Genomic DNA, 12,530 nt, shown 5'->3' on the forward strand with positions numbered 1-12,530 from the left:
AAGTGGCTGGGAGGGCCGCGAAGGTTGCTCGTAACATCCCAGAAAAAATTGATAAATGTTAGCGCTCTCCTGAGTCAGATCCCGCAATTCGTGGCGATCCGTGTCAACGCGAACATTCGTCAGCGTCGACCCGGAACGAGCTCTCCCGGCACTGGGTCGCAGGCCGCCACCGGCCCGTTGGCCAGCCTGATCGCCGCGCGCTGGTCACCCTTCTTCATCTGTACGGTGTAGACGAAGGTCTGCCCCGGCCCGATGTACTCCGGGTGGACCTTGAAGTAGTGGTCCTCGCTCGCCAGCGGCGCCCAGTCGACCATGGCGAGCGGCATCTCCGCGGCCGGCACGAAGTCGGCGCGCGACTCCCGGCAGGTCATCCCGGCCGGTAGGTAATCGACCGCGGCCGGAATGCCGAACGCCTCGATCCGTTTCTCCAGCCCCGCCGGGTCCCGGTAGTCGTAGACCGAGATGCGGATCGACCCGTCGGGCTCGCGGAACACCGCGAATGCCGGGGACGTGTTCACGCCGATCAGGATCGAGACGGTCGCGGCGACGACAGCTGCGACGGCCGCGGCGACCACCAGCCGGAGACGCGACCTTTTTAGAGCAGCCGGAGCCGGAGCCGGACGGGACTCGACCACCTCCCGCAGTTCGGTGAGCAGACGGTCCTCGAAGTTACGCGTACCCATGGGCTTCTCCTGTGGAAGTCGGGAGCGCGACCTGGTCGCGCAGGTGTTTGCGAACGCGGTGCAGCCGGACCCGGGCGGCGATCGGCGACATGCCGAGCGCGGCGGCCGCCTCGGTCACGGCGAGACCGTCGACGGCGACCAGCTCCAGCAAGCGGCGGGTCGGGTCGGGCACGTCGGCCAGCGCCCGGTAGATCTCGCGGGCGGCGTTCTCGGCATCGATGCGTTCCTCGATGCGGGCGATGTCGGCGGGTTCGAGCAGCCGACGCCCGGCTATCCGCCGGGTCGCGGCCGTCTCCCGGCGCGCGCGCCGTCGTTCGGCGGCCAGGACGTTGTACGCGACACCGAACATCCAGCCGACGACACTGCCCCGCTCCGGCCGGTAGGTGTGCGCCGAGTCGATGACCAGCAGGAACACATCCGCGGTCAGATCGGCGGCGAGATAGGGATCGTCGACGCGCCGCGCGATGAAGCGGCCGACCAGCTCGACGTTGCTGCGGTAGAACAGTTCGAACGCATCCGGATCATGCGCGATGTCAGCGAGCTGATGCTCTGTCCGGGCGGGTTCCGCCACAGGGCCTCCTGAGTGGTTGTCGACATCCTTCACTCAGTTATTGGCCGGCGGGCCCATCGGTGTTACATCGGCCCGACGAAGGTGATCGGTTTCGGCAGGCGCAGTTCGCGGGTGGCGGGGATACCCAGCCAGCTCACCGTGAAGCGGAAGGTGTCGATCTCCCTGATGTCGCCCTCGGCCATCGACGGGGCGGTCGTCATGTCGATCGCCCAGAGGACTGTCGCCTCCTCGCCCGGCGCCAGCGTGATCTCGGGGTCGGCATTGGCCATCGACGAATCACTGAGATCGATCCCCGGCTTGAAGGCGACCCGCTGCTGGGCGAACCAGAAATCCTCACCGGAATCGTCGAGATCGTGCACCGTGAACGGCAGCCGGCCGTCGTTGCGGATGCTGAAGGTGGCGGTCGGGTCGCCGTGCGACCTGTCACGGACCACCATGCGGGTCTGGTCGACGCCGTCGTCCGCCCAGGTCATGTTCTCCCCCGAGCCGTAGACACTGCCCTCGCCCATCTGAGGCCGTCCCCACCAGGCGACGATTCCGGCGATCAGGACGGCGGCAAGGACGGCCAGCACCAGCAGACGTTTTCGCGACATGACCACAACCGTGATCATTCCGTGCGGACCGCGAGCAGCGTCGATACTGTCCGTTACCTGACGAGGAGGGTGATCAGCAGCATCACCGGGAGGCAGAGCACTGTGGACAGGAAGATGGCGTCCCGGACCAGGATCAGCGGAGTCTCGGCGCGCTGGGCGTACAGGAACAGGTTCTGCGCCGTCGGCAGCGCCGCCAGCACGGTCACCGTGTAGATCGCCTCGTCCGACAAGTGGAAAGCCAAAGCCAGCAGAAACGCCACGGTCGGCATGACCAGCAGCTTCAGGGTCACGGCCAGCACCGTCGGCAGCCGGTCGGGGCCGGGCGCCAGCACCCGCCGGCCGGACAGCGACATGCCGAACGCGATCAGGACCACCGGCACCGCCGCCTGACCCACGGTGACGATCGGGTCGAGGAGCACGCTCGGTACGCGTACCCCGGTGATGTTGACCAACGCACCCAGGGTGACCGCCGCGACCAGCGGGTTTGCCGCGGGTCCGGACAGCGCGGAGCGCAGGGAGCCGCGTGCCTCCAGCAGCATCAGTGCGAGCGGGGTGATGATCAGCAGCTGCAGCAAGACGATCGGGATGACCAGCGAGGCGTCGCCGAGCACGTATGTCGCGACAGGAATGCCGATGTAGTTGGCGTTGGTGTACCCGCCGGCGAGCGCGCCGAGGATGCGCGTGGCGCGGTCGCGTCGGAAAAAGATCAGCGCGAAGATCGCGAAGCAGATGACCGCGGCGAGCGTCGACACCAGCAGCGGTCCGCTGATCAGCAGATGCAGGTCGGCGCTGACGGTGCCTTCGAAGAGCAGGCAGGGCGCGAGGGCGGTGTACGCGAGCCGGCCCAGCACCGCCTCCGCGTTCTCCGGCAACCGTCCCCAACGGCGCAAAGACCAGCCGATCAGGACGATGACCGCGAGAAGGAAGAACCCGGACAGCGCGTTGGTCACCGTCGCACGGTTTCACAGACCCGGGTCAGGCCGCTGCGGCCGGAATCTCACTCCCGGAGTCCGGCCGGGACTCCTCGTGCAGACGGCGGGTGAGCTCCTCACCTTCGACGTCGACGTTCGGCAGGATCCGGTCGAGCCAGCCGGGCAGCCACCACGCGGCCCGGCCGAACAGCGACAGCAACGCCGGCACGATGGTCATCCGGACCAGGAACGCGTCGACGGCCACGCCGAACGCAAGCGCGAAACCGAGCGATTTGATGATCGTGTCGGCGGCCAGGATGAAGCCGGCGAACACGCTCATCATGATCAACGCGGCGGCGGTGACCACCCGTGCGCCGTGCCTCATGCCGCTGATCACCGCGTCGTCGGGGGCGGCGCCGTGCACGTACTCCTCCCGGGTACGCGTCACCAGGAAGACCTCGTAGTCCATCGCGAGCCCGAAAAGGATCCCGATCAGGAAGATCGGCATGATGCTCACGAGCGGCCCGGTCGTCTCCAGCCCGATCAGGCCGGCCAGATGGCCCTTCTGGAAGACCGCGACGAGCGCTCCGAACGCGGCCGCCACCGACAGCAGGAACCCGATCGTCGCCTTGAGCGGCACCAGGATGCTGCGGAACACCAGCATGAGCAGCACAAAGGCAAGACCCACGACAATCGCCAGGTACGGAACCAGCGCGTTTGTCAGCTTCTCCGACACATCGATGTTGACAGCCGTGGCGCCGGTGACCGCCATCGTCGCACCGACCAGCGAGTGCGCGCGGATGTCGTGCACCAGATCCTTCGTCGCCTCGCTGGTCGCGCTGCTGTCCGGGATGACCGTGAGCATCGCGGTGTCGCCGGCCCCGTTCGCGACCGGATCGCTGACCGTCACCACGTCGTCGAGGTCGCCGATCAGCTGCTGCGCCTGGATCGCCGCGGCCTGGGCGGCGCCGGCGCCCGCTTCGATCACGATGACCAGCGGGCCGTTGAAGCCGGCGCCGAACCCGGCGGCCAGCTGGTCGTACGCCTTGCGCTGGGTGGAGTCCTCGGCCGCGGTGCTGTCGTCGGGAAGCGCGAGCCGCAGGTCCAGCGCCGGCAGGGCCACCGCCCCGATCACCACGAGCGAGGCGACCAGCGCGATCCAGCGGTGCCGGAGCACGTTGCGCGCCCACATCTCGCCGAACGGCACCTTCGCGTGGTGTTCCACGGCGGCCGGATCGGCGCGGTGCTTGCGGGGCAGGATCCGCATGCCGGCGAAGCCGAGAACGGCCGGCACCAGGCTCAGCGTGATCAGCACGGCGACACCGACCGTGAAGGCCGCGGCCACACCCATCGCGGTGAGGAACGGCACGCCGGTCACCGAGAGTGCCACCAGCGCGATGATCACGGTGAGGCCGGCGAAGACGACAGCGGAACCGGCCGTGCCGACGGCCCGACCGGCCGCCTCCTCGCCACCTCGGCCGGCGGCGATCTCGTGCCGGTACCGGGAGACGACGAACAGTGCGTAGTCGATGCCGACCGCGAGGCCGAGCATGGTGGCGAGCGCCGAGGTGGAGCTGGACAAATCGAAGAAGCCGGTCGCGATCTCGATGCCGAGCATCCCGACGCCGACCCCGACGATCGCGGTGACCAGCGGCAGGCCGGCCGCGACCAGCGAGCCGAACGTGATCAGCAGGACGAACGCGGCCACGATGATGCCGAGGGCCTCGGACGCGTGGCTCTCCTCGACGGTCTTGGTGACCTCACCGGAGAACTCGGCGTTGACGCCCCCGGTCCGCCCGGCGGCGATCAGCTTCTCCCGGTCCGCGATGCTGACGTCGGTGACGGGCACGTCGTAGGTGACTGTCACGTACGCGGTCTGCTTGTTCGAGGAGTAGACCGGGTCGGCCACCGCCGCCAGGTCGTTCAGCTTCTTCAGCGCGGTGACGGCCGGTTCCAGCTCAGCGGCGGTCAGCTCGGCCGACGAGGTGAACACCACCTTCGCCGAGGCGTTGTCCGAGCTCGCGCCGAACTTCTCGGCAATCACGTCCATGGCCCGCGAGGACTCGGTGCCGGGGATGGAGAAGGCGCTGGTGGTGGGCGCGGACAGGGTGACCGCTCCGACCCCGAATGCGATGAGCAGCAGCACCCAGGCCCCGAGGGTCAGCCCGCGCCGGCGAAACGAGAACCGGCCCAGCCGATACAGAAGTGTCGCCACAAACAACCGTTCGGCAACCGATCCGCACTACTGAGCCGGTCCTCCGCCTGCTCAGTGGGTTTCTTCGAGGGTACGGTCGTGCCGAAGCGACGTCCGCGCCGTCTCCTTGGCGAGCAGCACCGCCACGATGGTCAGCACCGACGCGACCGTCATGTAGATCGCCACGGCCGTCGTGTTCGGGTCGTCGACGTCGCCCAGCAGGCGCAGCGCGATGATCGGGGCCAGCGCACCGGCCAGGATCGAGGCGAGCTGATAGCCGACCGACGCGCCCGTGTACCGCACCGACGTGCCGAACAGTTCGGAGAAGAACGCGGCCTGGGGTGCGTACATCAGAGCGTGCAGGAGCAGGCCGACCAGGATCGCCAGGATGATCAGCGGCTCGGAGCGGCTGCCGATCAGGTCGAAGAAGAAGTACATCCAGATCGCGATGCCGGCCGCGCCGGTCAGGTACAGCGGGCGGCGGCCGACCCGGTCGGAGAGCCCGCCGAGCAGCGGGATGACGAAGAACTGGACCGCGGAGCCGATCAGCAGCGCGCTGAGGATCATCCCCTTGTCCGAGGCGTCGCCGGCGAACGTGGTCAGGTAGGTGATCGAGATGACGGTGACCAGGTAGTACGAGATGTTCTCGGCCAGCCGCATGCCCATCGCGAGCAGGATCTCCCGGGGATAGCGGCGGATCACTTCGAGCAGCGGCTGATGACGCTCTTTCTTGGCGGCCAGCTGCTCCTGCGCCTGCTTGAAGATCGGCGACTCCTCGACGGTCAGCCGCACCCAGAGGCCGACCAGCACCAGGACCGCGCTGAGCAGGAACGGGATCCGCCAGCCCCACGACTCGAACGCCTCGTCGGACTGCACCAGCGCGAGAATCCACAGCACACCGGTGGCGAGCAGGTTGCCGAGCGCCACGCCGGCCTGCGGCCAGGACGACCAGAATCCGCGCCGGGCGTCGTCGCCGTGTTCGGCCGCCATCAGCACGGCGCCGCCCCACTCGCCGCCGACCGCGAAGCCCTGCAGCAGCCGGCAGGTCAGGAGCAGGATCGGCGCGGCGATGCCGATCGTCGCGTACGTCGGCAGCAGTCCGATCGCGACGGTCGCGACACCCATCAGCATGAGCGAGACGACAAGCATCTTCTTGCGGCCGAGCCGGTCGCCGAAGTGTCCGAAGATGACACCGCCGAGCGGGCGGGCCACGAAGCCCAGGGCGTACGTGCCGAACGCCAGCAGCGTGCCGGTGACCGGATCGGACTTGGGGAAGAACAGGGTGCCGAAGATGAGGGCGGCCGCTGATCCGTAGAGGAAGAAGTCGTACCACTCGACAGCGGTGCCGACCAGGGACGCGAAGACGACTTTGACGATGGGTGCACGCCGAGCGTCCGTCTCGGGTGTGGCGGTGGTGGACATGCTGCTCCTCTCGGGCGATCAGCCAGGTGTTAACGGGACGTTACGTTCGTCACGCCCGAGAACCCATGGATCGCGCCCACACATTGAGGCCCGCCGGTATGTGGCTTCAGCGCAGCCGATGCAGCCGAAGCGCCAATTGCAGGTCGAGGACCCGGCTCGGCTGGTCCCAGTCATCACCGAGCAGCTGCGCCACCCGGTCCAGTCGCTGCGTCACCGTGTTGACGTGCACATGCAGCGATTCGGCGGCCTTCGCCAGCCCGCCGCCCGCCGCGAAATACGCTTCGAGCGTGCGGATCAGCGCGGTCCCCCGCCGCTCGTCGTACTCGATCACCGGACCGGCCGCACGCCGCACGAACCCGGCGACATCACGTCCATCCCCGAGCAACAACCCGACGAACCCCAGGTCACCGACGTGACCGCCGCTTCCGGCGCGGCCGAGAGCGATGAGCGCGTCAAGGCACTGCCCGGCCTCACGGTAGGCGTCGGCGACGCCTTCGGCGCCGCGTGCCGGTCCCGCTCCGCCTGCCGTGACAGCCTGCCCGAGGGTACGCGTCAACTCGGCCGCCACCAGTTTCGCGGTACCGGCCGGATCCTCCCCGGGCAGCAGCAGCGCCACCCGTCCTTGAAGCATCACGGCGAGCCCTCGGCGGTTCGCGGCGAACGTCCGCGCCCACGACGCCGCCCGCTGGCGCAGCCCTTCACCGCTGTCGTCACCGGCCGCGACCACGACGTACGGCGCGTCGACGTCGAGTCCGAGCCGGGCGGCCCGGGATCGGACCGCGTCGGGTTCGCGGACCGGCCGGCTGATCAGGTCGTCGAGCAGGTCGCCACGGACCTGCGCCTCGGCGTCGGCGACGGTACGCCGGAACAGCAGCAGCAACGCCGTGATCTGTGCGGCCCGCTCGAGAATCCGCTGGTCGGCCCCGGTCAGCGGCCGGCCGGGACGGAACAGCAACGCGCCGAGGTTGTCGGCACCGGCGACTACTGCGGCGATGACCAGGCCGTCCCGGCGTACGCTGCGCCCCTCGGATCGTGAAGCCGCCACCGCCTCACCCACCTCGACCCCCGCGGGGTCGGGAAGACCGGCCGCCGAGCCCGGCGTGTGCGCGGTGGCGACAGTGCGGCCCTGCGCGTCGATCACCACGAGGGCGCCGTCGAGGACACCGACCAGGTCAGCGGCCACATCGTCCACTCCCCCGCCGCGCAGCACGACGGCGGTCATCCGGTCGTGGGCGTCGGCCGCTCGCTCCACCGACTCGCTGTGCGCCTGGATCACCGCGTTGGCGGTGGAGAGTTCGGCGAGCGCGGTCTGCGTCTCGCTGAGCAGGCGGGCCGTGTCCAGCGCGACGGCGGCATGCGCCGCCAAGGACGAGAGCAACGCGACCTCTTCGCGGGCGAACGGCCGTTCGGCGCGATTCGCCGCGAACAACACACCGATCACTGCCGATCCAAGCCTCAAGGGTACGCCGAGAATCGCCACCAGCCCCTCGTCAGCAACCCCTTCGTCGATCTCCGTGGTGTGCTGAAACCGGGGATCGGTCGGATAGTTCGCGGTCGCGTACGGTGTGCCGGTGAGCGCGACGAGCCCACCCAGCCCGGCGCCCGGAGGCAGTCTGAGCTGCTGAAAGCTGGCCGCCACCGACCCGTCGGTGATCCGCATGTAGGTGTCGCCGCGCTCCGCGTCGTTGAGCGTCAGATAGGAGACGTCGACGCCGAGCAGCGTGCGAACCCGGTGCACGATGGCCCGCAGCACCGCATCCACGTCCCGCAGCCCGGCCAGGTCACCGGCCGTGTCGTACAGCGCGGACAGCTCCTCCTCACGCCGCCGCCGGCGTTCCAGCAGCGCGCGAACCCGCAGCGCGAGCACTTTCGCCCGCTCCAGATCGTCGAGATCGGGCGCGCCGGCGGTCCGCGCGGCCACCACCGGCCGTTCGAACTCGACCAGCGCGGCCTCACGGGCCAGCAACTCCAGAAACTCGTCGGTCATTTAGTGCGCGGTCCATCCACCGTCGATCGGTATCGACGCGCCGGTGATCAGATCGGCGGCCGGCGTGCACAGGTAGGCCACCAGTTCGGCAACCTCCTCCGGGGCGATCAGCCGCTTGATCGCGGCGCGCTCCAGCATGATCTGCTCGACGACCTGCTCCTCACCGATGCCGTGCAATCTGGCCTGGTCGGCGATCTGCTTGTCGACAAGCGGCGTGCGGACGAAGGCCGGCTCCACACAGTTCGACGTGACCCCGTGCTCGGCGCCTTCCAGCGCGACCGTTTTCGACAGCCCTTCAAGCCCGTGCTTGGCGGTGACGTAGGCGGCCTTGTACGGCGAGGCGATCAGCCCGTGCACCGAGGAGATGTTGACGACGCGGCCCCACCGCTGGGCGTACATATGCGGCAGCACCCGCCGCACCAGCCGGAACGGCGCCTCCACCATGACCCGCTGCAGATAGGCGAACCGCTCCGGCGGAAACTCGGTCAACGCGGCGACATGCTGCAGCCCGGCGTTGTTGACCAGCACGTCCACGGCGGCATCGATGTCGTCAGCGGTCTCCGGCCGAGACAGATCAGCAACGACCGCCCGCCCGCCGATCTGGCCGGCGACCTCCTTGGCCGAGCCTTCGTCCACATCAGCGACGAGCACTGTCGCACCGGCCCGCGCCAGCCGAACCGCACAGGCCTTTCCGATGCCACTACCCGCACCGGTCACGAGCGCGACCCGCCCACCGAGATCGAGGTTGACCACCATCCTCCCACCCTACGAGCGACCCACCCCGCATACCTATGTGCGCCCACCCCACGCCGAACCCCCCACCCATGTACCGCCAGAACACACCAGGTTTCCCGGGCCCCGGATCACGGCGTGGTCGAGCGAGGTCATCGGGCCGGATGACCTCTCTGGGCGACGGCTCCCCCCGCGGTCCGGCCCAGCCCGCCGCAAACCAAAGCCCAGCCGCCACCCACCGGGCAGAGCCCTCGCCGCGTGTCGATTTAGGGCGCGAACCGAACCCAAAGTCGACACAAGCGGGGAACGCGGCCGCGCTTCCCGGCAGAGTCTTTGATCAAGAGATGCGAAGTGGCGTCGAGCCACGGCCGGCTTGTGCCCGCGGTCGTGCGGAGGCCGAAATCGCGACCACAAGCGCAAGCCGGCAGGCTCTGGCTTGTGCTCGTGGTCGCGTTTGCCGTCTTGGAACGACCGTAAGCGCAAGCCGGCACGCTCTGGCTTGCGCTTGTGGTCGCGTGAAGACGACTAACACGACCGTAAGCGCAAGCCGGCAGGCTCTGGCTCGTGCTTGTGGTCGCTCCAAGACGACAAACGCGACCGTAAGCGCGAGCCGGCCCTGACCAGCTGCCGGCCCGGAACAGCGGCCGGCCCTGAGCAGCTGCCGGCTCGCCGCTGAGCGACCACGTCAACTGCGGCGGCGCCAGCTGCGACCACGCCCTGCTGTGACGGCGCTGCGGCAGGCATGTATTGGCAGGACATGGTTGGGTCGGGGCGGGCGCGGCACCGTTCAAGCATGAACACAGTGACTATCGACCCGATGCCTGATCTCGGCGGCCGGCTTGCTCTCGTCACCGGCGCGAGCAGTGGGCTTGGGCTGGGCCTTGCGACGCGGCTTGCGGCCGCGGGTGCGGAGGTTCTTCTTGGGGTACGCGACGAAGCCCGCGGACAGTCGGCGCTGGATCGCATTCGACGCGAGGTGCCCGGCGCCCGGATCTCGCTGCGGACGATGGATCTCGCGTCGCTGCGCTCGGTCGCCGAGATGGCGGACGGGCTGCTCGACGAGGGGCGGCCGCTCGACATCCTGGTCAACAACGCCGGCGTGATGGCGCCGCCGGTCCGGCAGGTGACCGCCGACGGATTCGAGCTGCAGTTCGGTACGAACTATCTCGGTCACGTGGCACTGACCACCCGGCTGTTGCCGCTGCTGAAGGGCGGGCGGGTCACGACGATGACCAGCAGTGCGGCCCGGCAGGCCACACTCAACTGGGCCGATCTGCAGGGCGAGCGGAAGTACGCGGCGGTTCGCGCGTACGGGCAGTCGAAGCTGGCGAACCTGCTCTTCGCGCTCGAATTGGATCGGCGGAAGCTGGGAGTGGTGAGTAATGCGGCACACCCCGGGACCACGCTGACCGGGCTTTATGCGGCCGGGCCGAACCTGGGCCGATCGAAGCCCGCCCCGCACGAGGCGATCATGACGAGACTGGCCGGGTGGGGTGTTCTGGTTCACGGGGTGGAGCAGGGTGTGCTGCCGGCTCTCTATGCGGCCGCCAGTCCGGCAGCGATGGGGGGACGCTTGTACGGGCCGGACGGGATCGGGCAGTTCACCGGCGGACCCGCTGAACTGGCGATCTATCGATCGGCACGGGACCGGGATTCAGCCGCTCGTCTCTGGGACTGGTCGATGGACGTCGTTCTTTAGCGCGTACCCAAGAAGGGGTTTTGAAGTGGATCGTGCTCGGCTTGCGGACTATCTGCGGAGCCGCCGGGAAGCGTTGCAGCCCGAGGACGTCGGGCTTCCGCGCGGGCAGCGGCGGCGGACCAAGGGGTTGCGCCGTGAGGAGGTCGCGGTGCTCAGCGACATGTCGATCGACTACTACAGCCGGCTCGAACAGCCGCGCGGCCCGCACCCGTCCGAGCAGATGCTCGGCGCCCTCGCCCGCGGACTGCGTCTCTCGATGGAGGAGCGCGACCACCTCTTCCAGCTCGGTGGGTACGCGACACCGCCCCGCACGGCCGATTCTGATCACGTCAACCCGGGCCTGATGCGGATCTTCGACGGGTTGCGGGACTCGGCCGCTCAGGTGGTCAGCCACCTGGGCGAGACGCTGATGCAGACGCCGCTGTCGGTGGCGCTGCTCGGTGATCTCAGTACGCACACCGGGCTGGCGCGCAGCATGCATTATCGCTGGTTCACCGATCCGGCGACCCGGCTGATGCATCCGGACGAGGAGCGGCTTATCGTCGCCGACCTGCACGCCTCGTTCCTGCGGGACGGTCCTGGCTCGCGGGCCGGTGCGATCGTGACGGCGCTGCTGGCGGCAAGCAACGATTTTTCGGATTTATGGCGACAGCACCCGGTGGCCGGGCGGTATTGCGGCGTCAAGCAGCTGGTACACCCGACGCTCGGCCCGCTGGAACTCGACTGTCAGCGGCTGATCGACCCTGACCAGTCACAACAGCTCGTCGTCTACACGGCGACGCCCGGATCCGCGAGCGCCGAGAAACTTCTTCTCCTCCAGCTGTCACAAAGCCTCACGCCATCCGGTCTTGGCTGACGAACGGGATGGCACAGGGTCGCCCGGCTCTCACGGAGGTTCCAGTCATGAAGGTTGTGGTCATCGGCGGTACCGGTCTGATCGGCTCCAAGGTCGTGGCGCTGCTCGGTGCGCACGGGCACACGGCGGTCGCGGCCTCGCCGAACACCGGTGTCAACACGATCACCGGGGAGGGCCTCGCCGACGTTCTCACCGGTGCCGACGTGGTCATCGACGTCTCGAACTCGCCGTCGTTCGCCGACGACGACGTGCTTTCGTTCTTCCGTACGTCCACCGGCAACCTCCTGGAGGCCTCGGCTGCCGCCGGGGTGGAGCACTACGTGGCGCTCTCGGTCGTCGGCACCTCGCGGCTGCAGGAAAGCGGGTATTTCCGGGCGAAGCTGGCCCAGGAAGAGCTGATCCAGAAGTCCGGTGTCCCGTACTCGATCGTGCACGCCACCCAGTTCTTCGAGTTCGCGAAGGCGATGGTGGCCGCTGCCACCGACGGCGACGTGGTGCGGTTCGCGCCGGTGCTGTTCCAGCCGATCGCGAGTGACGACGTCGCGGCGGCGGTCGGCCGGACCGCGGTGGGCGCCCCGCTGAACACGACGATCGAGGTAGCGGGCCCGGAGCAGTTCCGGATGGACGAGTTCTTCCGGGCCGGCCTGTCTCGCCTGGGCGACCCGCGCGAGGTGCTGGCCGACCCGGAGGCCCGCTACTTCGGCGCTCCGCTGGAGGAGACGACGCTGGTCCCGGGCGCGGGCGCGGTGCTGGGCGAGCTCAGCTACGAGACGTGGAAGGCCGCCCAGTAGCGGGCTGACCGCTGCGGTCGGTGCGTCCAGGCGCAGCGTGACCGAGGCACCCGGTCTACTTCGCGCCGCCCACGTCGAACCGCGGCCAGGC

At 68.9% G+C, this 12,530-nt stretch carries 11 protein-coding genes; 3 read left to right on the forward strand and 8 right to left on the reverse strand.

The window, feature by feature from the left end:
* Positions 1 to 119: 119 nt before the first annotated feature.
* The 8 genes from B0I29_RS01020 to B0I29_RS01055 all read right to left on the reverse strand — a co-directional run bounded on the left by B0I29_RS01020 (position 120) and on the right by B0I29_RS01055 (position 9,117).
* Positions 120 to 683, reverse strand: a complete 564-nt coding sequence (locus B0I29_RS01020; RefSeq protein WP_111646886.1) for a hypothetical protein — start codon at positions 681 to 683, stop codon at positions 120 to 122.
* Positions 670 to 1,254, reverse strand: a complete 585-nt coding sequence (locus B0I29_RS01025) for an RNA polymerase sigma factor (protein WP_220091249.1) — start codon at positions 1,252 to 1,254, stop codon at positions 670 to 672. Before B0I29_RS01025 ends, B0I29_RS01020 begins: the two co-directional genes overlap by 14 nt.
* A 62-nt stretch (positions 1,255 to 1,316) precedes the next feature.
* Entirely contained in the window at positions 1,317 to 1,847 is a 531-nt protein-coding gene (locus B0I29_RS01030; protein ID WP_111646887.1) for a hypothetical protein, read from the reverse strand.
* 53 nt (positions 1,848 to 1,900) lie between these two features.
* Positions 1,901 to 2,797 carry an AEC family transporter gene (locus B0I29_RS01035; RefSeq protein ID WP_111646888.1) on the reverse strand — a complete coding sequence of 299 codons (897 nt, stop codon included), beginning with the start codon at positions 2,795 to 2,797 and terminating at the stop codon, positions 1,901 to 1,903.
* Between the two features lie 25 nt (positions 2,798 to 2,822).
* The gene (locus B0I29_RS01040; protein WP_111646889.1) at positions 2,823 to 4,973 is read right to left on the reverse strand and encodes an MMPL family transporter; all 2,151 of its coding nucleotides are present in this window, start codon (positions 4,971 to 4,973) and stop codon (positions 2,823 to 2,825) included.
* A gap of 51 nt (positions 4,974 to 5,024) precedes the next feature.
* On the reverse strand, positions 5,025 to 6,374 hold the full coding sequence (locus tag B0I29_RS01045; protein WP_111646890.1) for an MFS transporter: 1,350 nt from the start codon (positions 6,372 to 6,374) through the stop codon (positions 5,025 to 5,027).
* Between the two features lie 106 nt (positions 6,375 to 6,480).
* On the reverse strand, positions 6,481 to 8,361 hold the full coding sequence (locus tag B0I29_RS01050; RefSeq protein ID WP_111646891.1) for a helix-turn-helix domain-containing protein: 1,881 nt from the start codon (positions 8,359 to 8,361) through the stop codon (positions 6,481 to 6,483).
* Positions 8,362 to 9,117: a 3-hydroxybutyrate dehydrogenase gene (locus B0I29_RS01055; RefSeq protein ID WP_111646892.1), complete on the reverse strand. Its 756-nt coding sequence runs from the start codon at positions 9,115 to 9,117 to the stop codon at positions 8,362 to 8,364. It lies immediately after the preceding gene.
* Positions 9,118 to 9,886: 769 nt separating this feature from the next.
* On the opposite strand from B0I29_RS01055, the gene B0I29_RS01060 reads away from it, so the two are divergent.
* From B0I29_RS01060 to B0I29_RS01070, 3 genes are read left to right on the forward strand one after another with little or no spacing between them, the layout of a single operon-like run.
* Positions 9,887 to 10,792 (forward strand): SDR family oxidoreductase, encoded by a 906-nt coding sequence (locus B0I29_RS01060; protein ID WP_111646893.1) that lies wholly within the window; start codon positions 9,887 to 9,889, stop codon positions 10,790 to 10,792.
* Between the two features lie 25 nt (positions 10,793 to 10,817).
* The gene (locus tag B0I29_RS01065) at positions 10,818 to 11,648 is read left to right on the forward strand and encodes a helix-turn-helix transcriptional regulator (RefSeq protein WP_111646894.1); all 831 of its coding nucleotides are present in this window, start codon (positions 10,818 to 10,820) and stop codon (positions 11,646 to 11,648) included.
* A gap of 47 nt (positions 11,649 to 11,695) precedes the next feature.
* Complete coding sequence (locus tag B0I29_RS01070) at positions 11,696 to 12,439, forward strand: SDR family oxidoreductase (protein ID WP_111646895.1); 744 nt, start codon at positions 11,696 to 11,698, stop codon at positions 12,437 to 12,439.
* Positions 12,440 to 12,530: the final 91 nt, after the last annotated feature.

This window comes from Actinoplanes lutulentus (assembly GCF_003259845.1).
In the GTDB taxonomy this organism is placed as follows: domain Bacteria; phylum Actinomycetota; class Actinomycetes; order Mycobacteriales; family Micromonosporaceae; genus Actinoplanes; species Actinoplanes lutulentus.

Excerpts from the sequence above, each read along its gene's own strand:
- B0I29_RS01020 (WP_111646886.1), bottom strand. The coding sequence starts at position 683 with ATGGGTACGCGTAACTTCGAGGACCGTCTGCTCACCGAACTGCGGGAG.
- B0I29_RS01030 (WP_111646887.1), bottom strand. The coding sequence starts at position 1,847 with ATGTCGCGAAAACGTCTGCTGGTGCTGGCCGTCCTTGCCGCCGTCCTG.
- B0I29_RS01045 (WP_111646890.1), bottom strand. The coding sequence starts at position 6,374 with ATGTCCACCACCGCCACACCCGAGACGGACGCTCGGCGTGCACCCATC.
- B0I29_RS01050 (WP_111646891.1), bottom strand. The coding sequence starts at position 8,361 with ATGACCGACGAGTTTCTGGAGTTGCTGGCCCGTGAGGCCGCGCTGGTC.
- B0I29_RS01055 (WP_111646892.1), bottom strand. The coding sequence starts at position 9,117 with ATGGTGGTCAACCTCGATCTCGGTGGGCGGGTCGCGCTCGTGACCGGT.
- B0I29_RS01060 (WP_111646893.1), top strand. The coding sequence starts at position 9,887 with ATGAACACAGTGACTATCGACCCGATGCCTGATCTCGGCGGCCGGCTT.
- B0I29_RS01070 (WP_111646895.1), top strand. The coding sequence starts at position 11,696 with ATGAAGGTTGTGGTCATCGGCGGTACCGGTCTGATCGGCTCCAAGGTC.